This is a genomic window from Paracoccus zeaxanthinifaciens ATCC 21588 (genome assembly GCF_000420145.1).
Taxonomy (GTDB): domain Bacteria; phylum Pseudomonadota; class Alphaproteobacteria; order Rhodobacterales; family Rhodobacteraceae; genus Paracoccus; species Paracoccus zeaxanthinifaciens.
The window spans coordinates 71776-98449 of sequence record NZ_ATUJ01000002.1; the positions used below are offsets into that span (position 1 = coordinate 71776).

The window sequence follows — 26674 nt, forward strand, 5'->3', positions numbered from 1 at the left end:
TCAAGCGCAAGCGCCGCGATGCAGCACGATTTTCCGCGGGCGGGCCGCGATCTGCCCGCAAAACGGGCGTCAATCGGCGTAAGGGTCGAAAATCTGACCATCGAGGAAGGCATCGGGTTGCAGGACGACCTCGCCCTCGACCGCGGGAACCTGCGTCGGGTGGTGCAGCGCGCCCTCGACCTTCTCGTTCGCGCCGGGCATGTCGGCGCCGATTCCCGCCAGCTGGCTGCGATAGATGTCGGGCCGGAAGACCTGCGCCGCACGCTCCATCGCGGCGGCGCGGTCGCCACCCGTGCGCGCGGCAAGCCGCGATGCGATCCATTTCGCCTGGCTGGGCCAGGGAAAGCCGGTGGCGCCCGCGTGGAATTCGACAAAGCGATCGACCTGCCGTTCCTCGCCCCTGCCCGACACGACCAGGCGACCCGCAAGCGCGCGGTCGATCATCTCCGGGGGCAGGTCCAGCCATGCGGGGCGCGACAGGATCTCGGAGGCGGCGGTCCGCGCGGCGGGGTCCGCCAGCCAGCGCGAGGCACGCCAGACCGCCCGCATCAGGCGGCCCAGAAGATGCGGCTCGGTCTCGGCCCATTCGGTGCGCACGGCCAGCACCTTCTCGGGGGCGAAGGACCAGATCGCCTTGCCCGGCAGCAGCAGCGCCCCGTATCCGGCCTCGACCGAGACCGAGCCCCAGGGCTCGCCCACGCAGAAGGCGTCGATTTCGGACGCGGCAAGGGCATCGGCCATCAGCGGCGGCGGCACGGTGCGGATGGTGACGGGGATGTCGGCCAAGGGCGTGGCCGCGAACCAGCGGTGCAGCAGTTCCACATGCATGGAGAAGGGGAACGGCGCTCCGATTGTCAGCCCGTCGGGCGCGATCCGCGCAAGGGCCGCGCCCGCCGCGAAGGGATCGCGGAAATCGAACGGGTGGCCGATATCGCGCAGCGCCTGTTCCAGGCGGCGGCTGACGCCGATCACGTCGCCGTTCATCGACAGCACCATCACCGCCGACAGCGCGGTCGAGACGCCCCCCATCCCAAGCGCCATCGCGACCGGCACGGGCGACAGCAGATGCGCCGCATCGACCCGCCCGAAGGCCAGCATGTCGCGGACCGAGGACCAGGACGGCGCGGCGATCAGGTCCAGCTCCAGCCCCTCGTTGCGGGCAAAGCCCATTTCCTGCGCGACGATCAGCGGCGCCGCATCGACCAGCGGCATGTAGGCGACGGGAAGGCGCAGCATCCTCATGACAGCAGCTCCGATGCGGTCACCAGCGCCTGGGCGACCTCGACGATCTTGCGGCCCTGGTCCATCGCGGTGCGGCGCAGCAGGGCATAGGCCGCGTCCTCGTCGATGCGGCGGGATTTCATCAGCAGGCCCTTGGCGCGGTCGATGACCTTGCGTTCCTCCAACGCGCGGCGGGTCTCGGCCAGTTCGGACCGCATCTGGCGCATCATCTGGAAGCGCGCGATGGCGGTGTCCATCACCGGCTTCAGCCGTTCGGGCAGCAGGCCGTCCACGACATAGGCGCTGACGCCCGCCTCGACCGCGGCGCGGGCAAGGCCGCCAGCCGCGCCCGACACGAACATCGCGACCGGCCGGTCCAGCGGCCCCGAGGCCAGCGTCAGTTCCTCGAGCATGTCGCGGGTGGGGTTGTCGATGTCGATCAGCACGATGTCGGGCTGGCAGGCCGCGATCTTGCGGGCAAGGCCCGTCGCCTGTCCGATCACGTGCACCTCGTGGTCGCCCGCGTCGCGCAGGGCGTCCATGATGGCGATGGCGCGGTCGCGGTCTTCCTCGACCACGACGATGGAAAGCGGCTGGCTCATGCTGCATGAATGGTGCAGGCGCGGCACGGGGCAAAGCGATAAGGCGCGGCGGCGGGCGGGTCGTCACGCGATTGCCCACGAAACAGGCAGACGCCACAAGGGGGGAACAGACCGGATGTTCGGATTCCGCGATATCGACATCATCCGCGCCATCGTGCGTCATGGCGGCTTTCGCGCGGCATCGGACGCGACGGGGCTGGCGCAATCCGCGATCTCTCGTCGCGTGCGTCATCTGGAAAGCCGGATGCGCATCACCATCTTCGAGCGCGACGGGCGCGGCGTGCGGCTGACCGCCCCCGGCCGCCGCCTGGTCGAAGAGGCCGAGATCCTGATCGCCCAACGCGACCGCATCCTGGAGGAACTGACCCAGGGCGACATGGCGGGCGTCGTCCGGCTGGGCGTGGCCGAGACGATGACCCACACCATCCTGCCCCGCCTGCTGACCGACCTGCGCACGCGCCACCCCCTGCTGCGGTTCGAGATCTCGGTCGATACGTCCGAACAGATGGCGCAGATGCTGACCGAGGATCAGCTGGACGTGGCCATCCTGCTGCGCGACCAGGCACCCCGCGGCGCGCATCTGGCTGCCCTGCCCCCCGTCAGCCTGGGCTGGTTCGCGGCGCCCGCGCATTTCGCCCTGCCCCGCCCGGCGGGCATCGACGATCTGGCTGCGAACCCCATCGTGTCCTTTCCGAAATCCACCCTGCCCCACCGGCGGGTTCTGGACCTGCTGTCTCCGGGGCGCAGGCAGGCGGTGGCGGTCCACGGATCGGCCTCGCTGGCGACGGTGCTGCACCTTGTCGGGCAGGGCTTCGGCATCGGCACGATCCCGCATGACATCGTCCGCGCCTGGCCCCATGTCGGCATCGAGGAGATCCCGACGCGCGAAGACGCCCGCCTGCCCGACCTGGATTTCGCCATCTGCTTCATGCCCGAACGGAACGAGGATATCGGCCGCGAGGTGACCCGCGCCGCGCTGGATGCCGCCGCCGACTGATCGCACTGTGCGATCAGTAATGGGCATGAATGAACTATTGATAAGATATGACGATCTGCTGAATCCTGTTCGGAACCCAGCAGGAGAACCGCAATGACCATCGCCGCCCCCATTCTGCACGATCCGCGAATGCTTCGGGCGCAGATCCGCGGGGGCGGCTTCGACGGTCCCACGGCGGGGCATGGCGGCGATGCGCTGCAGGCGAACCTCGTGATCCTGCGCGGCAGCGATGCCGCCGATTTCCTGCGCTTCTGCCAGTCGAACCCGCGCCCCTGCCCGCTGCTGGCCGTGGGCGAACCGGGCGATCCCGCGCTGCCGACGCTTGGGGACGGGATCGATCTGCGCCACGACCTGCCGCGATACCGCATCTGGCGCGACGGCGAACTGGAGGCCGAGCCGACCGACATCGCCGATCTGTGGCAGGACAACATGGTGTCCTTTGCGCTTGGCTGTTCCTTCAGCTTCGAGGATGCGCTGACCCGCGCGGGCATTCCCGTCCGCCACCAGGATGCGGGCCGCAACGTGCCGATGTATCGCACCAACCTGCCGACGCGCCCCGCCGGACGCTTCGGCGGTCCGGTCGTCGTCAGCATGCGCGCCATGCCCGCCGCCGACGCGATCGAGGCCGTGCAGATCTGCGCGCGGATGCCGCTGGCGCATGGCGCGCCGATCCATCTGGGCGATCCGTCGCGCATCGGGATCGCGGATATCCACGCGCCCGATTATGGCGACGCGCCCGATATCCGCGACGGCGACATCCCGGTCTTCTGGGCCTGCGGCGTCACCCCGCAGGCCGCCATCGCCAGCGCCCGCCCCGCGCTGGCGATCACGCACGCCCCCGGCCACATGCTGGTCACCGACATTCCGGCAGACCGCGCAGAGATGCGGCTGACCGGCGTCTACCTATAAGAACCAACAGGAGAGATGACATGAAACGCACCACGCTTGCCCTTCTGGCCAGCACCGCCCTGATGGCGACCCCGACCCTGGCCGAGGAACTGGCCATCGTCGGCAGCTGGTCGAACCTGCCGCTGTACCAGGACTTCGAGACCCCCTTCTGGACCGAGAAGCTGCCCGAGTTGACCGACGGCGAATTCACCGCGCAGCTGACCAGCTTCGACCAGATGGGCATTGCCGGATCCGATGTCTACCGGATGCTGGGCGACGGCGTCTTCGACGTGGGCGCGACGGTGGCCGATTACACCGTGGGCGACGCGCCCGAGCTGGAAGGTCTGGACGTGCCGCTGGTCGCGACCACCCCCGCCCAGGCGCAGGCCATGGTCGAGGCCGCCCGTCCGATGGTCGACGACATCATGCGCGACCGCTTCGGCGCCGAGGTACTGGGCATCGCGCCCTATCCGCCGCAGGTCGTCTTCTGCAAGGGCGAGGTCGCCTCGCTTGCCGATCTGGAGGGCAAGAAGGTGCGCGGCTCGGGCCGCATGACGACGAAATTCCTCGAGGCGCTCGGGGCCGAGGGCATCAACATCGCCTTCTCGGAGGTGCCGGGGTCGCTGGAGCGCGGCGTGATCGATTGCGCGGTGACCGGCGCGGGCTCGGGCTATTCCGCGGGCTGGTGGGAAGTGTCCGACACGCTGATGACCATTCCGCTTGGCGGCTGGGACGCGGTCGTGATCGCGATGAATGCCGACCGCTTCGACGGTTTCAGCGAAGACCAGCGGGCGACCCTGAAATCCGCCGTGGCCGAAGGGCTGGAGGCCCCCGCATGGGCCGCAGCCGAGGGCGGTCTGGACAATGACATCGCCTGCCTGACGGGCACCGGCGACTGCGCCTCGGGCGAGGCGGCCTCGATGACCCTGGTCGAACCGAGCGAGGCCGATGTCGAAACCGCGCGCGAGATCCTGACCTCGGAAGTCCTGCCCGACTGGGCGGAACGCGCGGGCGGGGACTGGGCCACGCGCTGGAACGAGACCGTCGGCCAGGCCGTCGGCGTGACGATCCAGTAAGCCGGGACAACCGCCATGACAGATGCATTGCACGGCGCGCTTCGGCGCGCCAACCGTATCGTCGCGCTGATCCTCGGGGTCGCGCTGCTGCTGACCGTCGCCTTCATCCTGACAGACGTGATCCTGCGCAAATTCGGCTGGGGATCGCTTGGCGGCTCGGACGAGGTGTCGGGCTATGTCATGGCGGCCGTCGCAAGCTGGGGCCTGGCCTGCGCGCTGTTGGACCGCGCGCATGTCCGCATCGACGTGCTGCGCCAGAAGCTGGCGCAGCCATCGCAGGCGGCGATGGACATCTTCGCCATGATCGTCACCAACGGCGTCGTGCTGCTGATCGCGTGGCATTGCTGGCCGGTGCTGCAAAAGACGCTGGAACGCGGATCGCGGGCCAACACCCCGCTGGAAACGCCCTTGTGGATCCCGCAGGGCATCTGGTTCTCGGGCTGGATGTGGTTCGTGCTGTCGGCGACGCTGCTGTCGCTGATCGGCATCGCGCATCTTGCCAAGGGCCGCCGCGCTGAATTCGACGCCGCCATCGGCATGGGATCGGAGCTGCAGGAATGATCTGGACCGTCGCGATTTCCCTTCTGGGCCTGATGGCCCTGTCGATCCCCGTCGGCATCGTCCTGTTCATCCTGGGCATCGGCGTGGGCGAGTTCTATTCCGCCTTCCCGCTGCTGCGCGGGCTGGGACAGGTGATCTGGTCGGCCTCGAATTCCTCGACCCTGATCGCCATTCCGCTGTTCGTCCTGCTGGGCGAGATCCTGGTGCGCGGCGGCGTCGCCGAACGCACCTATGCGGCACTGGACAAGTGGCTGTCCTGGCTGCCGGGCGGGCTGGTCCATGCCAATATCGCGACCGCGACGATGTTCTCGGCCACGTCGGGATCGTCGGTGGCGACCGCCGCGACCGTGGCCACCGTCGCCATGCCGCAGGCCGAGAAGCTGAACTACGATCCGCGCCTGTTTTCCGGCGCGATCGCGGCGGGTGGGACGCTCGGCATCCTGATCCCGCCCTCGATCAACCTGATCGTCTATGGCTTCCTGACGGAAACCTCGATCCCACGCCTGTTCTCGGCGGGGCTGATCCCGGGGCTGCTGATGGCGCTGGCCTTCATCGCCGTCACCGCCGCGATCTGCCTTGCGCGCCCGCATCTGGGCGGGCCGTCGCGCAGCTTCGGCTGGGCCGAACGCGCGAACAGCCTGATCCAGCTGGTGCCGATCATCCTGCTGTTCGCGGTGGTCATCGGCTCGATCTATGCAGGCTGGGCCACGCCCACCGAAAGCGCCGCGATCGGGGTCGTCATGGCCGGGCTGATCGCGATCTTCCTGGGCGACGGGCTGGGTCCACGCGCAATGGCGCAGGCGCTGCACGGCACGATCCGCATTTCCGCGATGATCATGCTGGTGGTGGCGGGCGCGTCCTTCCTGAACTTCGCCATGACCTCGGCGGGGCTGGGACGGCAGCTGACCGAGATGATCGAGGGGTCGGGCCTGTCGCCCTTCGGCACGCTGCTGCTGGTCATCGCGCTGTACCTGGTGCTGGGCTTCTTCATCGAGACGCTGTCGCTGATGGTCGCGACCATTCCCATCGTCGTGCCGATCATGGCGGGGCTGGGCTATGACAAGGTCTGGTTCGGCGTCCTGATGATCGTCCTGATCGAGATGGCGCTGATCACCCCGCCCGTCGGCCTGAACCTGTTCGTGGTGCAGGGCGCGCGAAAAAGCGGCTCGATCAACGATGTCATCATGGGTGCGATCCCCTATGTGCTGGTCATGATCTGCATGATCGCGGCGCTGATCGCCCTGCCGGGGCTGGCCCTTTGGCTGCCCTCGATTCTGTAGCAAAGGACTGACTTCATGCAATTCACCGTCGACGGAACGGCGCTGGACCTGACGCCCGCGAACCTGATCATCGCGGGCTGGACGGGCCGCAACCAGGACGCCATCCAGCACCATATCGACGAGCTGGCCGAACTGGGGGTCAAGCCGCCCTCGGCCACGCCGCTGTTCTATCGCGTGTCCGCATCGCTGCTGACCACCGCCGATGAAATCCAGGCCGTCGGCCCGGCATCCTCGGGCGAGGTCGAGCCGATGATCGTGCAGGACGGCGCCCGCCGCTGGCTGGGGCTGGGGTCGGACCATACCGACCGCGCGCTCGAGGCGCATTCGGTCGCCATGTCGAAGCAGGTCTGCGCCAAGCCCTGCGCGGCCCAGCTGTGGGACTGGGACGGGATCGCCGACCGGCTCGAGGATCTTGTGCTGGAAAGCTGGATCCACGAGGGCGGCGACTGGGTCGAATACCAGAAGGGCACGGCGGCCTCGATCCGGCCGCTGGCCGACCTGATCGACGGCGCGGGGTTCGACGACCTGGCCAAGGACGGCCCCGTCGCGATGATGTGCGGCACCTTCGGCGCGATCGGCGGCGTGCGTCCGGCGGGCCAATTCCGGATGCGCATGACCGACCCCGCGACGGGTCGCAGCATCACGCATGAATACGCCACGACCACCCTGCCCGACATCGCCTGAGCCGGAGGTCAAACTGGCACTATCGAACCGCCCCTCTGGCCCTAACGCCGGGGGGCTTTCGCCATCTATACCGGACCCAGCCGAATGTTCCATGGCCGGAGAATCCTTAATGACGACGCAGAAACAGATCCAGACCGCACCGGACGAGGTCTTCGCGAATTACCGGCAGGTGAACCTGATCAACGGACAGCGCGTCCCCGCCAAGGCGGCGCTGGACGTGCTGAACCCCGCCACGGGGCTGGTGCTGGGGCAGGCCGCCGCCAGCGACGCCGACGAGACCGCAGCCGCCGTCGCATCGGCCAAGGCCGCGCAGGTCGCATGGGCGCAGGTCCCCGCCCGCGAACGCGGCAAGCGCGTCGCCGCCGCAGCCCGCGCCGTGGCCCAGAACGCCGAGCTGATCGCCCAGGTCCTCGCGCGCGAGACCGGCAAGGCCATCCGCACCGAATGCCGGGGCGAGGTCGCCGTCGCCGCCGATATCATCGAGTTCTATGGCGGGCTGGGATCGGAACTGAAGGGCCAGACCGTCCCCTACAACCCGCGCATGCTGACCATGACCACGCGAGAGCCCCTTGGCGTCGTCGCGGCGATCGTGCCCTGGAACGTGCCGCTGGTCCTGTTCGCGCTGAAGGTCGGCCCCGCGCTGGTCGCGGGCAACTCGGTCGTGGTGAAATCCTCGGAAGAAGCCCCCTTCGCGACCTTCCTTCTGGCCGAGATCATGATGGCCCACCTGCCCGCGGGCGTGCTGAACATCGTGAACGGCACCGGCGCGGTCTGCGGCAATGCCCTGACCGGCCATCCCGACATCGCCAAGATCACCTTCACCGGATCCGAGGCCGTGGGCGAGGCGATCTACAAGGTCGGTGCGTCGCGGATCATCCCCGTCTCGCTCGAGCTGGGGGGCAAGTCGCCCATGATCATCTGCGAGGATGCGGATCTGGACAAGGCCGTCGCGGGCGCGATCTCGGGGATGCGCTTCACCCGCCAGGGTCAGAGCTGCACCGCCGCCAGCCGCATCTATGTCCATGACAGCCTGATGGACGGCTTCATGCAGCGCCTTGGCGAACAGCTGGACCGGCTGGTCATCGGCGACCCGCTGGACGAGGCCACCGATGTCGGCACCATCATCAACGCCCGCCAGACCGCGACCATCGCGGGCTATGTCGCACAGGCCGAGGCCACGCCCGGCGCGACCGTCACCCGCTATGGGCAGCTGCCCAAGGACGCGGCGCTGTCGCCCGACCTGTTCGTCCAGCCGACGATCCTGACGGGCCTTCCCGACGATCACCCCTGCATCATGGAAGAGATCTTCGGCCCGGTCGCCGTCGTCCAGGGCTGGAGCGATTACGACGAGGTCATCGACCGCGCCAACAGCACGCATTACGGCCTTGCCGCATCGGTCTGGACGCGCAGCCTGCAGGTCGCGCTGGACAGCACCTCGCGGCTGGATGCGGGCTATGTCCAGGTGAACCAGAACCTGACGATCCAGCCCAATGTCAGCTATGGCGGGTTCGGGCGGTCGGGCCTCGGCAAGGAAGCCTCGCTCGAGGCGATGCTGGAGCATTTCACGCGGTCCAAGACCATCGTCATGAACTTCGACTGATGGACGACATCATCGTGCTGTCCGCCGCCACCATGGCGGCGGGCTTTCTGCGGGGCGTGACCGGGTTCGGTTTCGCCCTTGCTGCCGTTCCGCTCTACAGTCTCAGCGTGCCGCCGATCCAGGCGGTGGTCATGGCGCAGATGCTGCAGATCGCCGCCGCGCCGACGGATATCGTACAGAACCGCCGCAGCGTGGACCGCAAGGCGCTGGCCCTGCTGTGCTCGGGCGCGGTGATCTGCACGCCGGTCGGCGCGTTCTTCGCGACCCGCCTGCCCGCCGACGCCATGCGCCTTGCCATCGCGGTCGTGGTGCTGATGGGCCTTTTGGCGCTGATGGCGAAGGTCACGATCCGCGACGGCAAGGGCCCGGCGATCACCGCGGGTGCGGTGGCGGGCCTGCTGGGGGGACTGGCCGCGATGCCCGGACCGCCCGCCGTGGCCTATTTCCTGGGCCGGGGCGCGGGCAAGGCATCCAGCCGGGCCTCGTTGCTGCTGTTCTTCGCCTTCACGGCGGTCATCGCGCTTGGATCGCTTGCGATCGGGTCGGACGTGCTGCGCTGGCACATGGTGCTGGCAGCGGTCGCGGCCTATCCATCGATGCTGATCGGAAGCTGGCTGGGCACGCGCCTGTTCCAGCGGCTGGGCGACGGGCATTACCGGATCGCGGCGCTTGGCGTGCTGTTCTTCTCGGCGGTGCTGACGGGGATCAAGGGCGTCGCGGGCCTGATCTGAACCGATCCGCAACGAAGAACGCCGCCCCCGACGGGGCGGCGTTTCGCGTTTCTCTCAGGAGCGGCCCTTCCAGGGCACCAGCCAGCTTTCGGCCTTGCGCATCAGGATGTCGATGCCGAAGCCGATCAGGCCGATCAGCACGATCCCCATGATCACGATGTCGGTCGCCTGGAACTTGGACGCCGCGACGATCATCTTGCCCGCGCCCTTTTCGGCGGCGACCAGCTCGGCCGCGACGACGGTGCCCCAGCAGACGCCCATCGCGACCCGCGCACCGGTGAAGATCTCGGGAAGCGAGTTCGGCACGATGACATGCCGCAGCACCTGCCATTTCGACGCGCCCAGGCTGTAGGCCGCGTGCACCTTGGTGATGTTCACCCCCGACACGCCCGCCCGGGCCGAGATGATCATGACCCACAGCGCGGCCAGGAACAGCAGCACGATCTTGCCGTTCTCGCCGATGCCGAACCAGATGATGACCAGCGGGATCAGCGCAAGCGGCGGGACGGGGCGCATGAATTCGACGATGGGATCGAACCAGCCGCGCGCCCAGCCCGACAGGCCCATCGCGTAGCCAAGCGGGATCCCCACCAGCGACCCGATCACGAAGCCCGCGATCACGCGCCACAGCGACCAGCCGACATGTTCCAGCAGGGCGACGTTCTGGTATCCGTCGCGCGCGATCTCGAAGAAGCGGGCGACGACGGCCTCGGGGGCGGGCATCCAGATCGGCTCCATCTGCAGGCCCTTGTCGGGCGAGAAGTTGAGCGAGCCCTTGGCCGTCATCGTGACGCTGCCATCGGGGACCGCGACCGTGCCGCCCGGCTGGATCGGGCGACCTTCGATCGCGGTGATGGTCGCGTCGTCGCCATCGTTGCGCTGCGCGCTGATCAGGACCGAGCGCCATGCGGCGACGGTCGCGACATCGCTTGTGGCAAAGCCGGTCGCGGGTCCGGCCTCGGGGTCCTCGGCCTCGGCGCCGGTCTCGTGGACCAGCACGGTCACTGTGGCGTCGGCCTGCTGCCCGTCCGGCGCGGTCGCCGTGTAGGTGAACGAGGTCGTCCCCGTGTAAGGCCCCGGCACGTGGACCGGCACCAGCTTCGAACCGGTGAACGCGCCCCAGACCAGGAACACCACCACGACCGAGATGATCGAGGCCCATCGGTCGGGCCTTACGGCGCTTTCATCCCCGAAGGTGACGGTCTTGAGCGAGGTGAAGTCGGTGACCTTGGCCATCGACCTGCGCACCAGGGATATGGCCAGCGCCGCCCCGAAGAACAGCGCGGCATAGACGGCAAGTATGATGAGACCGGTCATGTCAGTTCTCTGCTCCGCCCATGATTTCCTCTTCCATTTCCCAGATCATGCCCAGGATCTCGTTCTTGGTGGCCCCGAAGGCCGGATCTTCCTTGACCGAGCGCAGATCGGCGCCGACCGCGCGTTCGGCGAAGGGCAGGCGATATTCCTTGTGGATGCGGCCGGGGCGCGGGGCCATGACCAGCAGGCGTTCGCCCAGCAGCAGCGCCTCGTCGACGGAATGCGTGATCAGGATGATGGTCTTGCCCGTCTCCTTCCACAGCTTCAGCACGAGGCCCTGCATCTTCTCGCGCGTCAGCGCGTCCAGCGCGCCCAGGGGTTCGTCCATCAGGATCACGTCGGGGTCGTTGGCAAGGCAGCGGGCCAGCGCCACGCGCTGCTGCATGCCGCCCGACAGCTCGTAGACGGCCTTGGTCTTGAACGCGCCAAGGCCGACCGTGTCCAGAAGGTTCTCGACGATGGTGTTGCGCTCGGTCTCGTCCATGCCCTTCATGCGGGGGCCGAATTCGACGTTCTGGCGCACACTCATCCATTCGAACAGCGCGCCCTTCTGGAAGACCATGCCGCGTTCCGCGCCGGGGCCGGTGACGGGGCGGCCATCCAGCGTGACCTGGCCCGCGGTGGGCGCAAGGAACCCGGCAAGGATGTTCAGAAGCGTCGATTTCCCGCAACCCGACGGGCCGAGAACCGACAGAAGCTCTCCCTTGCCGATATCAAGCGAGACGTCCTTCAACGCCTGAACATGCCCGCCCTTGGGCAGGTCGAAACGCATGGACAGGTTGTCGATGCTGAGAAATGCCATGGGCAGTATTCCCGAAATCAAAGGGTGGTCGTTCCGGGCGCAGGGTCGTGCCGCGCCCGGAACGCAGGGTTCACTGGGTCGCGGCCAAGGGCGCGGTGTTGATCGCCGCGGCATAGCTGTCCAGCGCGCTGCCGATGCTGCCGGCCTCGACGAAGACGTCCGCGACGCCCTTCATGAAGTTCTGCGCGTTGCCGCCCAGCCATTTCGGCGACAGCTGTTCCTCGACACTGGGGAAGGCGAAGGTCTCGATCGCGGCCTCGGCCTCTTCGGGGGTCATGCCGGATTCCGCGGCGATCTTGGCCAGCATCTCGGGGTCGTGGTTCTCGTTCCACTCGGCGTTGACGGCGGCGGTCACGGCCAGGAACTCGGACACCAGCGCCTCGTTCTCGACCACGAAATCGGCGGGGGCCGAGGTCACGTCGAAGACGAGGATGCCCAGCTCCTCCTTCTCGGCGCCGGTCAGCAGCACGTTGCCGTGCTCCTTCATGCGGGCAAGGCCACCGCCGTAACCGCAGGCGAAATCGACCTCGCCCTGGGCCAGCGCGGCGGCACCGTCGGTCGGCGCCATGTCCACGACCGTCAGCGAGGCCACGTCCACGCCGAAATGCTCCATCTGGCGCAGGAAGCCGTAATGTGCGGCGGTGCCCATCGGCACGGCGACCTTCTTGCCGGCCAGCTCGTCCGCGCTGCCCTTGTCGATCTCCAGCGCGGTCGCGACGACGCAGTTGTCGTTCTCGGAATAGCTGACGGCGACATCCAGCGTCTGCAGCGCCTGACCGGCCGATGCGGCCACCACGAAGGGCGGCACGCCCTGCGACAGCGCGATCTGCACATCCCCGGATGCCATCGCCGCCGACATGGCGGTGCCGGTCTCGAAGGCGACCCAGTTGACCTTCATGCCAAGCGCCTCGTCATAGGTGCCGTCGGCCTTGGCGGCCAGGAACGGCATCGGCCATTCCAGGAAATAGGCCACGGTCAGTTCCTCGGCGGCGGCGGCGCCCGCCACCAGCGCCATCGCGCTTGCGGACATCATGCTGGCAAATCTTCTCATCTCTCTCTCCTTCGGGCGGATGTTTGGCGACGCGTTGGCCGCAAGGCTTTTCCCTGTCGTTCCGGCACGGCGACCCGCATGGGGCGCCCGCCGATGATCCGATCAAGGCGGATGATGATGCGCCGCTCAACATGCCTGCAAGTCTGGACCTATCGCTTGGGGTCGTCTGGCCCTACTCGCGCTGCAAGTTTGGGCACAGTTTGGGACCAGATGCGCAGCGGCGGGATCGTCCCCCGAAGCATGTCCCCTTCCCTTGCCCCCGATTGGAGTGCCCTCCCGTGAACCAAGTCGCCCCCGTCAACGATTTCTCGGAAATCATCAGCGCCGACCGCGCGCATGTCTGGCATCACCTGACCCAGCACAAGGCGCACGAGACGACCGACCCCCGCATCATGGTCGAGGGCAAGGGCATGCGCGTCTGGGATGCCACGGGGCGCGAACATCTGGACGCCGTGTCGGGCGGCGTCTGGACCGTCAATGTCGGATATGGCCGCGACACGATCGGGCAGGCGATCAGCGATCAGGTCACGAAGATGAACTTCTTCGCGCAGAACAACGGATCGGTTCCCGGTGCCCTGTTCGCGCAGAAGCTGATCGAGCGGATGCCGGGCATGAGCCGCGTCTACTATGTCAACTCGGGGTCCGAGGCCAACGAGAAGGCGTTCAAGATGGTCCGCCAGATCGCGCAGAAGCGTTACGGCGGGCAGAAGTACAAGATCCTTTATCGCGAGCGCGACTATCACGGCTCGACCATCTCGACGATCTCGGCGGGCGGCCAGTTCGAGCGGAACGCCCATTACGGCCCCTATACCCCCGGCTTCGTCGAGGTGCCGCACTGCCTGGAATACCGCGCGCAGTGGGATGTCGAGAATTACGGCCAGCGCGCGGCCGACGCCATCGATGAGGTGATCCTGCGCGAGGGCCCCGAGACCGTCGGCGCGCTGTGCCTTGAAACCGTGACGGCGGGCGGCGGCGTCATCACCCCGCCCGAAGGGTATTGGCAGCGCGTGCAGGAGATCTGCCGCAAATACGACATCCTGCTGCATCTGGACGAGGTGGTCTGCGGCATCGGACGCACCGGCAAGTGGTTCGGATACCAGCATTACGGCATCCAGCCGGACCTGGTGACGATGGCCAAGGGCGTGGCCTCGGGCTATGCCGCGATCGCCTGTCTTGTCACGACCGAGAAGGTCTTCGAGATGTTCAAGGATGCCAGCGATCCGATGGGTCATTTCCGCGACATCTCGACCTATGGCGGCTGCACCGGCGGGCCGGCGGCAGCGCTGGAGAACATGCGCATCATCGAGGAAGAGGGCCTGCTGGAGAACACGCTGGCCATGGGCGAGCGGCTGATGGGCAACCTGCGCGAATTGCAGGAACGCCACGCGGCGATCGGCGACGTGCGCGGGCTGGGACTGTTCTGCGGGGCCGAACTGGTCGCGGATCGGGAAACCAAGGAACCCGCCCCCGAGGCCAAGGTGCAGGCCGTCATCGCGGAATGCATGGCGCAGGGCGTCATCATCGGCGCGACAGCGCGGGCGATCCCGGGCTTCAACAACACGCTGTGCCTGGCCCCTGCCCTGATCGCCACCGCCGAGGACATCGACGCGATCACCGCGGCCATCGACGTCGCCCTGACGCGCGTCTTCGGCTGACCGGCGGCGATTGCGCAACGGGTTCGGACCGCGCTAACCTGCGGTCCGAACCACCCGTGCGACGGAACGGCAATTGGCGATACCACCCGAAATCTTCCTTCTGCCCGCCAAGAGCGACGCGACCCTTCAGCAGCAGATCCAGCAGGTCGTGGCCGAGGCGATCGTCTCGGGGCGCTGCGCCCCCGGCGAGAAGATGCCGTCCTCGCGCAGGCTGGCCGAACATCTGGGCGTGTCCCGGATCACGGTCACGCTTGGATATACGGAACTGGTCGCGAACGAATACCTCGTCTCGCGCGACAGGTCGGGCTATTTCGTGGCCGATACCGCGCCTACGCGCCCCGTCTTCGCCGACCAGGCCGAGGACAGCCGCGGCGGCGTGGACTGGGACCGCAAGCTGACGCGCCGGACCCTGCAGCGCGACGACATCCTGCGCCCCCCGAACTGGAGCGATTACCGCTTTCCCTTCATCTATGGCCAGTCGGACCCGGACCTGTTCGACCACGGCAACTGGCGCAACTGCGCCCTGCGCGCGGTCGGGCGGCGCGATTTCGACAGCCTTGCGCAGGACCATTACCAGAACGACGATCCGATGCTGGTCGAGTTCATCCTGCGCCAGATCCTGCCCCGCCGCGGCATCCGCGCCCATCCCGACGAGATCCTGATCACCATGGGCGGGCAGAACGCGCTGTGGATGATCGCGCAGCTGCTGCTGTCCGAGGGGCAGAAGGCCATCGTCGAAAACCCCTGCTTTCCGGGGCTGCGCCGGATCTTCGACCAGATGCGCTATGTCGCGACCTCGGTCGATGTGGATGGCGACGGCCTGCCGCCGGACCGGATCCCGCCGGATGCGGACCTGGTCTTCACCACCCCCAGCCACCACGCGCCGACCAACGTGACGATGCCGCTGGAACGGCGCCTGCAAATGCTGGACCGAGCCTTGCAGGACGACTTCCTCATCGTCGAGGACGATTACGAGTTCGAGATGTCCTTCCTCAACCCGCCCGCACCCGCGCTCAAGTCGCTGGATCGGGCGGGGTCGGTCATCTACCTCGGGTCGTTCTCCAAATCGATCTTTCCGGGGTTGCGGCTGGGCTATGTCGTGGGGGCGAAGCCGCTGATCCAGGAAATGCGCAAGCTGCGCACGGTCGTCCTGCGCCATCCGCCCAGCCATATTCAGCGCACGACCGCCTATTTCCTGTCGCTCGGGCATTACGACAGCCAGCTTGCGCGGATGGCCCGCGTCTATGGCAAGCGCCGCGCCATCATGGAGGGCTGCATCCGCGAATTCGGCCTGACGCCCGCGGGGCGCGACATGCATGGCGGGTCGTCCTTCTGGATGAAGGCCCCGCCCGGCGTCGATACGACCCAGCTGGCGCTGGACCTGCGCCGGAACAGCGTCCTGATCGAACCCGGCAATGCCTTCTTCGCGCATCGCGCGCCCGACAAGGCGCATTACCGCATCGCCTATTCCTCGATCAACGCGAACCTCATCCGCGACGGCATGGCCCTGCTGGCCGAGGCGATCCGGCAGGCCCCCCGCGCCTGATCATCGGCAGGGACCGGTCGAGGCGCGCACGACCAGTTCGTGATCCAGCAGTTGCGGGTCCGGCTTCTCGTCCCTCTCGACCCAGCCCGCCAGCGCATCGGCGACGGCGCGCCCCATCCGCGACACCGGCAAGTGGATCGTCGACAGCGCCGGATAGAGATGCGCCGAGCCGGGCAGATCGTCGAGACCCATCACCGACATGTCGTCCGGAATGCGCAACCCGTGGCGCTGCACCTCGGCCATCGCGCCGGCGGCGATGACATCGGACAGGCACAGGATCGCGCTTGGGCGCCGACCCGAAAGCACGCCCCGGACCGCCTGACAGCCGCCCGCCGTCGACAGTGTGGTCTCGTGAAAGGTCAGATCGGCATCGCCCTGCCCCTGCAGCGCAAGGACGCGGCGCTGCGTCCGGTCGTTGCGCAGCGGGCCGTGCAGGACGGCGATGCGACGATGGCCCAGCCCGGTCAGATGGGACAGCGCCGCCAGCGCGGCACCGTGGTTGTCATATCCGATGGTCGGCATCCGGTAATCCGGATCGTGGCAGGAAATCGCGATGACCGGCAGGCGTGCACGGGCGACCAGCTCGTCGAAGTCGGGGCTGCGGGTCATGCCCGACACGATCAGCCCCTCGGCCCCGATATCCAGCAGGGCGCGGGCCTTGGCGAGCTCGATATCGGGATCGTCATCCGTCGTGGCGACGACCAGCGACAGCCGCTGCGCGGTCAGCCCCTGTTCGAGGTTCGCCAACACGCGCGCGAAGATGTCGCTGTCCAGCGTGGGGACCAGCGCGCCCACGAATCGCGTCCGCCCCGAATTGATCGCGCGGGCCGCCGCACTGGGCACCCACTGCAGCCGCCGCATCGCACCCTCGACCCGTTCGCGCGTGGCCGGGGCCACGGTTGCCGGTGAATTCATCACCCGCGAGACGGTCGCCACCGACACGCCCGCCTCCGCTGCGACATCGCGCAGGTTCGCCCGCTTCCGCATCGCCGTTTTATTCATCCGCACCGCCCGAGATTCGATCACGCCACCCTGCCGTTCCTGCATTTTCGCAGGAACACCTGTATAGGTTCTTGACGGATGTAACCAGTTACACGCCAACTGTAACCAGTTACATCTGCAGAATCGAGACCGACTGATGACCGCTTACACAGTCCTGCGCGATTTCGACAACATGGGTTTCCTGACCCCTGCCCGCAGCTTCCACGGCTTTCCCAAACGCTCGGCCCCGGTCGATCGCGCGCTTGCCCCGCGCGAGGGGATGCGGCTGGATGCCCGTGCAGGCGACCTCGTGTCGGTCGAGATCGCGGCAGGGGCCGAGGCCCGCATCCTTGCCTTCGGACCGCGCGGCGCCGATGCGCTGGCCGAACTGGGCCTGACCGCGAATACCGCGATGGATGTGGGCGATTGCGATCCGCAAGCCATGTTCGACTGGATCGCGGCCTGCGGCGGAACCTGCCGCGACCTGCCCGCCTGTCGCATCGCCCCGCTGGACGAGCCGCTGCTGCTGCGCGTCCGCGATCCCCTGACGATCTGGGTCTTCTGGCCGACCCCACCCGAGGCGCTGGTGACGGGCGGCCTGGGCGGCGCGGTCCGCGTCGGACATCGGCAGGCGGCGACGAATTCGCCGCTGCTGCCGCCGCTTCTGGGCGATGTGCGCGACGAATTCACCGTTCCGCGCGGAACCGCCCTGGCCTACGAGCTGAAGAAGGGCGAGTTCCTGCAGATCATCGACGTCGAAGGGCAGCAATGCTCGGATTTCAACGCCTTCCGCGCGGATGGCCTCGATCGCGGACTGGAACTGTCGATCGACGGCACGGCCACCCGCTCGATGGTGCGGCGGGCCTTTCCGGGGCCGGGCATCCTGGACAAGTTCTTCGATGCCGAGATGCGCCCGCTGCTGAACGTGGTGCAGGATACCTGCGGGCGTCACGACACCTTCGGGCTGGCCTGCAACGCGCGCGGCTACGAGGAGCGCGGCTTTCCGGGCCATGTGAACTGTTCGGACAACATGTCCGACGCGCTGGCACCGTTCGGCGTGCAGCGCAGGCGCGCATGGCCCGCGATCAACTTCTTCTGGAACACCTGGATCGACCCGCATTCCCATCACCTGATGACGCAGGAATCCCATTCGCGTCCCGGCGATTACGTGGCGATGCAGGCGATGGACGACCTTGTCTGCGTCTCGACCGCCTGTCCCGACGACATCGACCCCATCAACGGCTGGAACCCGACGGATGTGCATGTCCGCATCTATCGCCCCGAAACCCCCATCCGCCGCGCCGTGGCCTACCGCGAAAAGGAAGACGCCCCCATGACGATCAGCCAGAATTCGGCCTTCCACGAACGGCTGGCCCCGCTGACGCAGAACTTCGCGCCCGCGCGCGACCTCTGGGCGCCCACCAGCTTCGCGGCGGACGGGGCGATCGGCGAATACTGGGCCTGCCGCAACGACGTGACGATCCAGGACATGAGCGGGCTGCGCAAATACGACATCATCGGCCCCGATGCCGAGCGCCTGCTGCAGCACGCGACCACCCGCAACGTGGCCAAGCTGGCGGTCTGGCGCGGATCCTATACGCTGATCTGCGACGAGGCGGGCACCGTCATCGACGACGGCACGCTGTTCCGTCTTGCCCCAGACCTGTTCCGTTGGTGCTGCGGGTCCGAGGAAAGCGGCCGCGTGCTGGAGGCGCTGGCCCGGCAGATGGGTCTGCAGGTCCGCATCCATCACCTGGGCGGCGCGATGCCGAACCTTGCGCTGCAGGGGCCAAAATCGCGCGACCTGCTGCGCCGGATCGTCTTCACGCAACCGACCGTGCCCGCGCTGGACCAGCTGAAATGGTTCGGCGTCACCGTCGCGCGGTTGAACGACCGCGACGGCGCGCCGTTCATGCTGTCCAGATCGGGCTATACCGGCGAACTGGGCTACGAGATCTTCTGCGCCCGCGCCGATGCGCTGACGATCTGGGATGCGCTGATCGAGGCCGGGCAGGAATTCGGTATCACGCCGATGGGCAGCGACGCGCTGTCGATGATCCGGATCGAGGCTGGGCTGGCCGCCGGGAACGCCGAATTCGCCCCCGGCATCGACGCGTTCGAGGCGGGCCTGGGCTTCGCCGTCGATCTGACCAAGCCCGACTTCACCGGCAAGGCCGCGCTTGAACGCAATGCTGCTGCCCCGCGGCGCGTGCTCAAGGGGCTGCTTCTGGACTGCAACGACCTGCCACATCACGGCGATCCGGTCCTTGCGGGCGAAAGACAGGTCGGCATCGTCACCTCGGCCACCCGCTCGCCCATGCTGGGGCACGCCATCGCCATCGCGCGCATCGGCGTCGAGCACGCGCTGAACGACACCCGGCTGGAGATCGGCCAGCTGGACGGCCGGATGAAGCGCCTTGGCGCGACCGTGACCGACATTCCCTTCATAGACCCGCAACGCAAGCGGGCGCGCGCCTGACCGGCGCATCCCCCTGACAGAGAGGATATGACATGAAGAAGCTTAAATCCCTGACCGCCATCGCGGCGGTCCTGGCCGCGACCTCGGCCACCGCGCAGGAAAAGGTCATGGTCGGCGAACCAAGCTGGCCCGGCGCCAAGGTCATGAGCCGCATCGTCGCGCAGGTCATCAAGACCCGGCTGGGCAGCGAGGCGGGCTATGCCCCCGGCGCGAACGCGGTCATCTTCTCGGCCATGGATGGCGAGCGCGGCGATATCGACGTGCATCCCGATGTCTGGCTGCCGAACCAGGCGTCCTTCACCGACGAATTCGTCGAGGGCAAGGGAACCGTCGCCCTGTCCGAAGGCAGCTACGAGGGGCGTTCGGGCTTCTGCGTTCCCACCTACATGGCCGAGGAACACGCGATGAAGTCGGTCTACGACCTTGCCACGCCCATGGCGCAGGACCTGTTCGACAGCAATGGCGACGGCAAGGGCGAGATCTGGGTCGGGGCCTCGGGGTGGACCTCGACCAACATCAACCGCGTGAAGGTCCGCGATTACGGGATCGAGACGTTCCTCGAACCCACGACCGAGGACGAGGCCGTCTTCTACGCCCGCCTGAAGGACGCGATCGACCGCAAGGAGGGCGTCGTCTTCTACTGCTACGAGCCGCATTTCGTCCACGCCATCTATGACGTGACCTTCATCGAGGAACCCGCACACGACCCGGCAGCCTACGTGATGCTTCAACCCGACCAGGATGCCGACTGGCTCGCCAAGTCCTCGATCACGACGGGCGACGAGGTCAAGACCGTCACCGTCGCCTATTCCCGGTCGCTGGAACAACGCAACCCTGCCGCCGCGGCCTTCCTGTCGCGTATCGACATGCAGGCGTCCGACCTGTCGCAGCTGACCCGCCAGACCGTGATCGAGGGGCAGGAGATCGACGAGGCCGTGGCCCAGTGGCTGGATGCCAACGGCGAGATCGTCGACGGCTGGCTGGGCCTGCGGTGACCGCGCCCTGGTACCGACCCCCGCCCGATACGGGCCGGGGTCCGATCGTCGCCCCGCAAGGAGAAGCCATGACCGACGAGACAGTGATCGACGCGCAGGGCGTGTGGAAGATCTTCGGCACGCGCGCCAAGGAGGCCCTGCGCGCCATCCGCGACGAGGGGCTGAGCAAGGCCGAGGTCCGCGACCGCTTCGAATGCGTGGTCGGCGTCGCGGATGCCAACTTCCAGATCCGCAAGGGAGAGCTGTTCTGCGTCATGGGCCTGTCCGGTTCGGGCAAGTCCACCCTGGTCCGTCACGTCAACCGCCTGCTGGAGCCGACCGACGGGCATATCTTCATCGACGGCGACGACGTGATGGCGCTGGACGAACGCGGGTTGCGCGATCTGCGCAACCGCCGCGTCTCGATGGTGTTCCAGAATTTCGGCCTGATGCCCCACCGGACCGTGCGCGACAACGTCGCCATGCCGCTGGAGATCCGCGGCACCGGCAAGGCCCGCCGTTGGGCCGAGGCCGACCGCGTGCTGGATCTTGTCGACCTGCAGGGATGGGAGGACAAGTACGCCCACGAGCTGTCGGGCGGGATGCAGCAGCGCGTGGGGCTGGCCCGCGCCATCGCCTCGGACCCCGAGATCCTGCTGATGGACGAGCCCTTCTCGGCGCTGGACCCGCTGATCCGCAAGCAGCTGCAGGACCAGTTCATGCAGCTGTCGCGGCGGCTGGGCAAGACCACCATGTTCATCACCCACGACCTGGACGAGGCGATCCGCATCGGCCATCGCATCGCCATCATGAAGGACGGCCGCATCGTCCAGATCGGCACCCCCGAGGAGATCATCCTGAACCCGGTCGACGACTATGTCGCCGATTTCGTGGCCGGCATCTCGAAGCTGGACATGATCTTCGCGCGCTCGGTCATGCAACCTGCCGCGGAATACGAGGCGATGCACGGACCCGTCCCCGCGGATGCGATGGCGGCCCATCCCGACATGGACCTCAACGCGCTGATGGACCTGTCAATCGAGGGCCACGGCATCCTGCGCGTGATGTCCGATCACGCCACCGTCGGCGTCATCGACCGCGCGCGGCTGATCCGCGCGATCCAGTCAAGCCAAGCCTGAGGTGATCCCATGAAGCATATCGAAACATCCGATATGGCGCCCGAGAATGCGGTGCAGCTGCAGGCCCTCGTGTCCGAGTTCGCGGGCCGGGGCCGGTCCTATTACCAGCGCGTCTTCGCCTACATGATGCAGGCGCCGGGCTTCCGCTTCACCCTGAACGCGGCGGCGGCGCTGCTAGGGCCGCTGTGGTTCGGGGCGCGCGGGTTGTGGTCGTGGTTCCTGGGCTTCGTCCTGCTGGAGACGCTGGCCTTCGTGCAGATCGGCATCGGCCTTATCGGCGATCTGGGGCGCGAGGACCGGTTGCGCGCCGAACAGATCGCGCAGACGCTGGACCTGCGCCGCCAGCAGATCGAGGCCGCGCGGCAGGCCGGTTCCGGCTCGGTCGCGTCGCTGGAAAGGGCAGCCGCATCGCTGGAACAGGCGCTGGCATCGGCACGCGACGCCGCCGAGGGCGCGATCGCGGGCGGCATGATGCATGTCGCCCTGGGCCTTCTTCTGCTGCTGGCCATCCGCTTCGTCGCGGCGTCGATCGCGAACTGGACGCTGGAACGACAATTCGTGCGCTGGCGGTCGGACCGCGCGACGGCAAGCGGCTGGTCCCCTGCCCGCCTGTCCGTCGCATCTGTGCTGATGGCTGCGGTCGTCGGCTTGTCGATCCTGCGCTTTGCGATGCCCGACGCCTTCGCGATCCTGAACAGTTTTCCGACGAACCGCGAATGGCGGCTGGATCTGGGCGACGGCGTGCAATCGGTCTTCGACTGGACCAAGACCGCCGGACGCGGCTTCTTCGACGGGCTGACCGTGGGGATGCGCGGATTGCTAGACTGGATCGAGATCCTGCTGGTCGGCACGCCCTGGCCCGTGGTCGCGCTGGTCTTCGTCATGCTGGCATGGCTGTCCGGCGGCCCGAGCGTCGCGATCTTCACCGGCGCGGCGCTGGCCTATCTGGGGCTGCTGGACTTCTGGGAAAAGGCCATGACGACCATCGCGCTTCTGGGCGCGGCGGCGCTGATCTCGATCACCATCGGCATCCCCCTGGGCATCTTCTGCGCGCGCAGGCCGACCGCCTTCGCGATCGTGCGTCCGGTGCTGGACTTCATGCAGTCCATGCCGTCCTTCGTCTACCTGATCCCGGTCGTGGCCTTCATCGGATCGGGCAAGCCCGCGGGCGTGGTCGCCACGATGATCTTCGGCAGCCCGCCGGTGATCCGCTTCACCGTGCTGGGCCTGCAGCAGGTCCCCGCATCGGTCCGAGAGGCCGCGATGGCCTTCGGCGCATCGCCCCGCTACCTGCTGTGGCGCGTGGATCTGCCGCTGGCGCGCAAGACGATCATGGCGGGCGTGAACCAGACGATCCTTCTGTCGCTTGCGATGGTGGTCGTCGCCTCGCTGATCGGGGCCAAGGGCCTGGGCGAGGACGTGCTGGAGGCGCTGCAATACGCGGCGGCGGGTCAGGGCATCCTTGCGGGGCTGGCGATCCTGTTCTGCGCGCTGATCCTCGACCGGATTGTCGCCGGACGGAAGTGATGCAGGCTCAACGACGCGAAAGGCCCGGAGCACGCTCCGGGCCTTCTTCATGTCGTGATCGGGACGGAAGAACCGCGCCGCGCCTCAGCCCATCAGTTCGCTGGAATAGCTGCCGGGCGATGCGGGGAAGACGACGGTCTTGTTGCCGTTCAGGAACACGCGGTGATGCGCATGGGCATGGATCGCGCGCGCCAGCACCTGGCTTTCGACATCGCGGCCCAGGCTGACATAGTCGGACGCGCTCTGGGCGTGGGTGATGCGGACGATGTCCTGCTCGATGATCGGACCCTCGTCCAGGTCGGCGGTGACGTAATGGCTGGTCGCGCCGATCAGCTTCACGCCGCGCTCATAGGCCTGCTTGTAGGGGTTCGCCCCCTTGAAGCTGGGCAGGAACGAGTGGTGGATGTTGATGATCCGCCCCGACATCTTCTGGCACATCTGATCCGACAGGATCTGCATGTAGCGGGCCAGGACGATCAGCTCGGCGCCCGCATCCTCGACCACCTTCATGATCTGGGCCTCGGCCTCGGGCTTGTTGTCCTTGGTGACCTTGATGCAGTGGAACGGGATGTCGGCGTTCACCACGACCTTCTGGTAATCCATGTGGTTGCTGATGACGGCGACGATCTCGATCGGCAGCGCGCCGATGCGGACGCGGTACAGCAGGTCGTTCAGGCAATGTCCGAAGCGGCTGACCATGATCGCGACGCGCATCTTCGTGGCCTCGTCATGGAACTGGAAGGTCATGCCCATCGCTCCGGCGACGGTCGCGAAGGCGGCCTCCAGCTCGGGCAGGGCCGCGCCCTCCTCGGGGGTGAAGCTGACGCGCATGAAGAACCGGCCGGTCTCCTGGTCGTCGAACTGGCTGCTGTCGGTGATGTTGCAGTCGTGTTCCGCCAGGAAGGTCGAGATCGCGGCCACGATCCCGCGCCGCGACGGGCAGGTGACGGTAAGGCAGTAATTGGTCATGTCGGATCCTGTTCGTCCAGAAGAAGGGGCAGATCCTCGAGCCCGTTCTGATGGCAGAACGCGCTGAGCGTATTGGCAAGAAGGCAGGCGATCGTCATCGGACCGACCCCGCCCGGAACCGGGGTGATCGCGCCCGCGACATGGCGGACATTCTCGAAATCGACATCGCCCACAAGGGCGGGCTTGCCGTCGCGCTGGATGCGGTTGATGCCCACGTCGATCACCGTCGCGCCGGGCTTGATCCATTCGGCCCGGACCAGCCCCGGCACGCCTGCGGCCACCACCACGATATCGGCCATGCGCGCCAGTTCGGGGATGTTGGTCGAGGATTTATGCGCCACCATCACCGTGCAATCGGCATTCAGCAGCAGCCGTGCCATCGGCTTGCCCACGATGTTGGAATGCCCGATCACCAGCGCCGTCAGGCCCCGGAAATCGGCGTGGTGATGGCGCAGCATCATCATGCAGCCAAGGGGGGTGCAGGGCACGATCGCATCCTGCCCGGTCCCCACCATCCCGACATTCGAGATGTGGAATCCGTCCACGTCCTTGGCCGGCGATATCGCGTTGATCACCGCCCGCGCATCCAGATGCGCAGGCAGCGGCAGTTGCACAAGGATGCCATGCACCTGCGGGTCGTCGTTCAGCCGGTGGATCAGGCCCAGCAGATCGTCGGCCTGCGTGTCGGCGGGCAGGCGATGCTCGAAGCTGCGCATGCCCGCCTCGACCGCCTGCTTGCCCTTGGCGCGGACATAGACCTCGGAGGCCGGGTCCTGCCCGACCAGCACCACGGCCAGTCCCGGTGTGTGGCCCGTTTCGGCCTGCAGCGCGGCGGTGCGCCTGCGCACGCGGTCGCGCAGGACCGTCGCATAGGCCTTGCCGTCGATCAGCTGGGCGGTCATCGGCTAGAGCGTCCCGGTCAGTTCGGGCACGGCGTCGAACAGGTCCGCGACCAGCCCGTAATCGGCCACCTGGAAGATCGGCGCTTCCTCGTCCTTGTTGATCGCGACGATGACCTTGCTGTCCTTCATCCCCGCCAGATGCTGGATCGCGCCGGAAATGCCGACGGCGACATAGAGGTCCGGCGCCACGACCTTGCCGGTCTGGCCGACCTGAAGGTCGTTGGCGGCAAACCCGCTGTCCACCGCCGCGCGACTTGCGCCGACCGCCGCGCCCAGCTTGTCCGCAAGGCCCGAGATCAGCGCGAAATCGGCCTCGGACCCGACGCCGCGACCGCCCGAGACCACGACCTTGGCCGAGGAGAGTTCGGGACGGTCGCTTTTGACGACCATGTCCTCCAGATGCGCCGACAGCGCGGGCGCGTCGGACAGTGTGACGGTTTCCACGGGCGCGGCATTGCCGGTCGCGGCGGCCTCGAAGGCGGCGGTGCGGATCGACAGCACCTTGACCGCGTCCTGCGACTGCACGGTCTGGATCGCGTTGCCGGCATAGATCGGGCGCTTGAAGGTGTTGGCGTCCAGAACCTCGATCACGTCGGTGATCACCATCGCATCCAGCAGCGCCGCGACCCGGGGCAGCACGTTCTTGCCCGAATTCGTCGCGGGGGCGACGATATGGGTCACGCCACCCGCCAGTTGCAGGATCAGCGCCGACAGGTTCTCGGCCAGCCCGTTGGCCACGCTGTCATCGGCGCAATGCAGCACCTTGTCGATGCCCGCGATGCCGGCAGCGGCCGCCGCCGCCTCGGCGGGGCCGCAGACCAGAACAGTGACCGGACCCAGGGCGGACGCGGCGCTTGCGGATTTCGCGGTCGCGTCCAGCGCCAGCGCGCCCCCCGCAACCTCTGCCAGAAGAAGAACAGACATCAGACCAGCGCCCTTTCTTTCAGTTTCTCGACCAGTTCACCGACCGAACCGACCTTGATGCCCGCCGCACGACCGGCGGGTTCCTCGGTCGCGACGACCTTCAGGCGGGGCGTGGTATCGACCCCGTAATCCGCGGCGGTCTTTTCCGCGACGGGCTTCTTCTTGGCCTTCATGATGTTGGGAAGGCTGGCATAGCGCGGCTCGTTCAGGCGCAGATCGGTGGTCACGATGGCGGGCAGCGCCACCTCGATCTTCTGCAACCCGCCATCGACCTCGCGGACGACCTGCGCCTTGCCATCCGCGATCTCCAGCGCGGATGCGAAGGTCGCCTGACCCCAGCCCAGCAGCGCCGCCAGCATCTGGCCGGTCGCGTTCATGTCGTTGTCGATGGCCTGCTTGCCCGCGATGACCAGCTGCGGCTGTTCCTCGTTGACGACGGCCTTCAGGATCTTGGCGACGGCCAGCGGCTCGATCTCGGTCGCCTCGGGCGCCTCGACCATGATGCCGCGATCGGCCCCCATCGCCAGCGCGGTGCGCAGGGTCTCGACCGACTTCTTGTCGCCGACCGAGACCACGACAACCTCGGTCGCGATCCCGGCTTCCTTCATGCGGATCGCGGCCTCGACCGAGATCTCGTCGAAGGGGTTCATCGACATCTTCACATTGGCCAGGTCCACGCCGGAACCGTCGGCCTTCACGCGGACCTTGACGTTATAGTCGATGACCCGCTTCACAGGCACCAATACCTTCATTGCTGCGCCTTTCGTT

Annotated in this window: 24 protein-coding genes; 14 read left to right on the forward strand and 10 right to left on the reverse strand. The window is 67.4% G+C overall.

All coding sequences use genetic code 11. The annotated features are described in order from the left end of the window. Positions 1-69 precede the first annotated feature (69 nt). Positions 70-1242, reverse strand: coding sequence for an ABC transporter substrate-binding protein (locus F804_RS0102185; protein ID WP_022706105.1), 1173 nt, complete (start codon positions 1240-1242; stop codon positions 70-72). Further along, the gene (locus tag F804_RS0102190; protein WP_022706106.1) at positions 1239-1823 is read right to left on the reverse strand and encodes an ANTAR domain-containing response regulator; all 585 of its coding nucleotides are present in this window, start codon (positions 1821-1823) and stop codon (positions 1239-1241) included. Before F804_RS0102190 ends, F804_RS0102185 begins: the two co-directional genes overlap by 4 nt. A 115-nt stretch (positions 1824-1938) precedes the next feature. Between F804_RS0102190 and F804_RS0102195 the strand changes: the two genes are divergently transcribed. The 8 genes from F804_RS0102195 (at position 1939) to F804_RS0102230 (ending at position 9640) form a co-directional block, all read left to right on the forward strand. Continuing rightward, entirely contained in the window at positions 1939-2820 is an 882-nt protein-coding gene (locus F804_RS0102195; RefSeq protein ID WP_022706107.1) for a LysR family transcriptional regulator, read from the forward strand. A 93-nt stretch (positions 2821-2913) separates the two neighbouring features. Further along, entirely contained in the window at positions 2914-3729 is an 816-nt protein-coding gene (locus F804_RS15370) for a putative hydro-lyase (protein WP_022706108.1), read from the forward strand. Between the two features lie 20 nt (positions 3730-3749). After that, positions 3750-4784 (forward strand): TRAP transporter substrate-binding protein, encoded by a 1035-nt coding sequence (locus F804_RS0102205; protein WP_022706109.1) that lies wholly within the window; start codon positions 3750-3752, stop codon positions 4782-4784. A gap of 15 nt (positions 4785-4799) precedes the next feature. Next, positions 4800-5345 carry a TRAP transporter small permease subunit gene (locus F804_RS0102210; protein ID WP_022706110.1) on the forward strand — a complete coding sequence of 182 codons (546 nt, stop codon included), beginning with the start codon at positions 4800-4802 and terminating at the stop codon, positions 5343-5345. Then, a complete protein-coding gene (locus F804_RS0102215) occupies positions 5342-6625 on the forward strand; it encodes a TRAP transporter large permease (protein WP_022706111.1) in 1284 nt (427 codons plus the stop codon). The genes F804_RS0102210 and F804_RS0102215 overlap by 4 nt, the downstream gene beginning before the upstream one ends. A gap of 15 nt (positions 6626-6640) precedes the next feature. After that, positions 6641-7309, forward strand: a complete 669-nt coding sequence (locus F804_RS0102220) for a DUF2848 domain-containing protein (RefSeq protein WP_022706112.1) — start codon at positions 6641-6643, stop codon at positions 7307-7309. Between the two features lie 109 nt (positions 7310-7418). Next, complete coding sequence (locus tag F804_RS0102225) at positions 7419-8909, forward strand: aldehyde dehydrogenase family protein (protein ID WP_022706113.1); 1491 nt, start codon at positions 7419-7421, stop codon at positions 8907-8909. Then, entirely contained in the window at positions 8909-9640 is a 732-nt protein-coding gene (locus F804_RS0102230; RefSeq protein ID WP_022706114.1) for a sulfite exporter TauE/SafE family protein, read from the forward strand. The genes F804_RS0102225 and F804_RS0102230 overlap by 1 nt, the downstream gene beginning before the upstream one ends. A 54-nt stretch (positions 9641-9694) precedes the next feature. Here F804_RS0102230 and F804_RS0102235 read toward each other — a convergent pair whose 3' ends face one another. The 3 genes from F804_RS0102235 to F804_RS0102245 all read right to left on the reverse strand — a co-directional run bounded on the left by F804_RS0102235 (position 9695) and on the right by F804_RS0102245 (position 12810). Then, on the reverse strand, positions 9695-10957 hold the full coding sequence (locus F804_RS0102235; RefSeq protein WP_022706115.1) for an ABC transporter permease: 1263 nt from the start codon (positions 10955-10957) through the stop codon (positions 9695-9697). 1 nt (position 10958) lies between these two features. Continuing rightward, positions 10959-11759, reverse strand: coding sequence for a taurine ABC transporter ATP-binding protein (locus F804_RS0102240; RefSeq protein WP_022706116.1), 801 nt, complete (start codon positions 11757-11759; stop codon positions 10959-10961). 70 nt (positions 11760-11829) lie between these two features. Beyond that, positions 11830-12810: a taurine ABC transporter substrate-binding protein gene (locus F804_RS0102245; RefSeq protein WP_040595579.1), complete on the reverse strand. Its 981-nt coding sequence runs from the start codon at positions 12808-12810 to the stop codon at positions 11830-11832. Between the two features lie 278 nt (positions 12811-13088). Between F804_RS0102245 and F804_RS0102250 the strand changes: the two genes are divergently transcribed. After that, a complete protein-coding gene (locus F804_RS0102250) occupies positions 13089-14465 on the forward strand; it encodes an aminotransferase family protein (RefSeq protein WP_028725519.1) in 1377 nt (458 codons plus the stop codon). Between the two features lie 73 nt (positions 14466-14538). Continuing rightward, entirely contained in the window at positions 14539-16011 is a 1473-nt protein-coding gene (gene pdxR, locus F804_RS0102255; protein WP_022706119.1) for a MocR-like pyridoxine biosynthesis transcription factor PdxR, read from the forward strand. Here the strand turns inward: pdxR and F804_RS15375 are convergent, their stop codons facing one another. After that, entirely contained in the window at positions 16012-16998 is a 987-nt protein-coding gene (locus F804_RS15375; RefSeq protein WP_245540296.1) for a LacI family DNA-binding transcriptional regulator, read from the reverse strand. Between the two features lie 151 nt (positions 16999-17149). Here F804_RS15375 and F804_RS0102265 point away from each other — a divergent pair, with 151 nt between their 5' ends. The 4 genes from F804_RS0102265 to F804_RS0102280 all read left to right on the forward strand — a co-directional run bounded on the left by F804_RS0102265 (position 17150) and on the right by F804_RS0102280 (position 23111). Continuing rightward, entirely contained in the window at positions 17150-19471 is a 2322-nt protein-coding gene (locus tag F804_RS0102265; protein WP_022706121.1) for a DUF1989 domain-containing protein, read from the forward strand. 32 nt (positions 19472-19503) lie between these two features. After that, on the forward strand, positions 19504-20466 hold the full coding sequence (locus F804_RS0102270) for an ABC transporter substrate-binding protein (protein WP_022706122.1): 963 nt from the start codon (positions 19504-19506) through the stop codon (positions 20464-20466). 68 nt (positions 20467-20534) lie between these two features. Then, entirely contained in the window at positions 20535-21584 is a 1050-nt protein-coding gene (locus tag F804_RS0102275) for a quaternary amine ABC transporter ATP-binding protein (RefSeq protein ID WP_022706123.1), read from the forward strand. 9 nt (positions 21585-21593) lie between these two features. Next, positions 21594-23111, forward strand: a complete 1518-nt coding sequence (locus F804_RS0102280; protein ID WP_022706124.1) for an ABC transporter permease — start codon at positions 21594-21596, stop codon at positions 23109-23111. An 84-nt stretch (positions 23112-23195) separates the two neighbouring features. Here the strand turns inward: F804_RS0102280 and purU are convergent, their stop codons facing one another. From purU to F804_RS0102300, 4 genes are read right to left on the reverse strand one after another with little or no spacing between them, the layout of a single operon-like run. Next, the gene (gene purU, locus F804_RS0102285) at positions 23196-24080 is read right to left on the reverse strand and encodes a formyltetrahydrofolate deformylase (protein ID WP_022706125.1); all 885 of its coding nucleotides are present in this window, start codon (positions 24078-24080) and stop codon (positions 23196-23198) included. After that, positions 24077-24982 carry a bifunctional methylenetetrahydrofolate dehydrogenase/methenyltetrahydrofolate cyclohydrolase FolD gene (folD, locus tag F804_RS0102290; RefSeq protein WP_022706126.1) on the reverse strand — a complete coding sequence of 302 codons (906 nt, stop codon included), beginning with the start codon at positions 24980-24982 and terminating at the stop codon, positions 24077-24079. The genes purU and folD overlap by 4 nt, the downstream gene beginning before the upstream one ends. Before the next feature lie 3 nt (positions 24983-24985). Then, the gene (locus F804_RS0102295) at positions 24986-25906 is read right to left on the reverse strand and encodes an FAD-binding protein (protein WP_022706127.1); all 921 of its coding nucleotides are present in this window, start codon (positions 25904-25906) and stop codon (positions 24986-24988) included. Next, positions 25906-26658 (reverse strand): electron transfer flavoprotein subunit beta/FixA family protein, encoded by a 753-nt coding sequence (locus tag F804_RS0102300; RefSeq protein ID WP_022706128.1) that lies wholly within the window; start codon positions 26656-26658, stop codon positions 25906-25908. Before F804_RS0102300 ends, F804_RS0102295 begins: the two co-directional genes overlap by 1 nt. Between the last annotated feature and the right edge of the window lie 16 nt (positions 26659-26674).

What these genes read in the sequence shown, in the direction of transcription:
- F804_RS0102185 (WP_022706105.1), bottom strand. Translation starts at nt 1,242, where the DNA reads ATGAGGATGCTGCGCCTTCCCGTCGCCTACATGCCGCTGGTCGATGCG.
- F804_RS0102190 (WP_022706106.1), bottom strand. Translation starts at nt 1,823, where the DNA reads ATGAGCCAGCCGCTTTCCATCGTCGTGGTCGAGGAAGACCGCGACCGC.
- F804_RS0102195 (WP_022706107.1), top strand. Translation starts at nt 1,939, where the DNA reads ATGTTCGGATTCCGCGATATCGACATCATCCGCGCCATCGTGCGTCAT.
- F804_RS15370 (WP_022706108.1), top strand. Translation starts at nt 2,914, where the DNA reads ATGACCATCGCCGCCCCCATTCTGCACGATCCGCGAATGCTTCGGGCG.
- F804_RS0102205 (WP_022706109.1), top strand. Translation starts at nt 3,750, where the DNA reads ATGAAACGCACCACGCTTGCCCTTCTGGCCAGCACCGCCCTGATGGCG.
- F804_RS0102210 (WP_022706110.1), top strand. Translation starts at nt 4,800, where the DNA reads ATGACAGATGCATTGCACGGCGCGCTTCGGCGCGCCAACCGTATCGTC.
- F804_RS0102215 (WP_022706111.1), top strand. Translation starts at nt 5,342, where the DNA reads ATGATCTGGACCGTCGCGATTTCCCTTCTGGGCCTGATGGCCCTGTCG.
- F804_RS0102220 (WP_022706112.1), top strand. Translation starts at nt 6,641, where the DNA reads ATGCAATTCACCGTCGACGGAACGGCGCTGGACCTGACGCCCGCGAAC.
- F804_RS0102225 (WP_022706113.1), top strand. Translation starts at nt 7,419, where the DNA reads ATGACGACGCAGAAACAGATCCAGACCGCACCGGACGAGGTCTTCGCG.
- F804_RS0102230 (WP_022706114.1), top strand. Translation starts at nt 8,909, where the DNA reads ATGGACGACATCATCGTGCTGTCCGCCGCCACCATGGCGGCGGGCTTT.
- F804_RS0102235 (WP_022706115.1), bottom strand. Translation starts at nt 10,957, where the DNA reads ATGACCGGTCTCATCATACTTGCCGTCTATGCCGCGCTGTTCTTCGGG.
- F804_RS0102240 (WP_022706116.1), bottom strand. Translation starts at nt 11,759, where the DNA reads ATGGCATTTCTCAGCATCGACAACCTGTCCATGCGTTTCGACCTGCCC.
- F804_RS0102245 (WP_040595579.1), bottom strand. Translation starts at nt 12,810, where the DNA reads ATGAGAAGATTTGCCAGCATGATGTCCGCAAGCGCGATGGCGCTGGTG.
- F804_RS15375 (WP_245540296.1), bottom strand. Translation starts at nt 16,998, where the DNA reads ATGCGGAAGCGGGCGAACCTGCGCGATGTCGCAGCGGAGGCGGGCGTG.
- F804_RS0102265 (WP_022706121.1), top strand. Translation starts at nt 17,150, where the DNA reads ATGACCGCTTACACAGTCCTGCGCGATTTCGACAACATGGGTTTCCTG.
- F804_RS0102270 (WP_022706122.1), top strand. Translation starts at nt 19,504, where the DNA reads ATGAAGAAGCTTAAATCCCTGACCGCCATCGCGGCGGTCCTGGCCGCG.
- F804_RS0102275 (WP_022706123.1), top strand. Translation starts at nt 20,535, where the DNA reads ATGACCGACGAGACAGTGATCGACGCGCAGGGCGTGTGGAAGATCTTC.
- F804_RS0102280 (WP_022706124.1), top strand. Translation starts at nt 21,594, where the DNA reads ATGAAGCATATCGAAACATCCGATATGGCGCCCGAGAATGCGGTGCAG.
- purU (WP_022706125.1), bottom strand. Translation starts at nt 24,080, where the DNA reads ATGACCAATTACTGCCTTACCGTCACCTGCCCGTCGCGGCGCGGGATC.
- folD (WP_022706126.1), bottom strand. Translation starts at nt 24,982, where the DNA reads ATGACCGCCCAGCTGATCGACGGCAAGGCCTATGCGACGGTCCTGCGC.
- F804_RS0102295 (WP_022706127.1), bottom strand. Translation starts at nt 25,906, where the DNA reads ATGTCTGTTCTTCTTCTGGCAGAGGTTGCGGGGGGCGCGCTGGCGCTG.
- F804_RS0102300 (WP_022706128.1), bottom strand. Translation starts at nt 26,658, where the DNA reads ATGAAGGTATTGGTGCCTGTGAAGCGGGTCATCGACTATAACGTCAAG.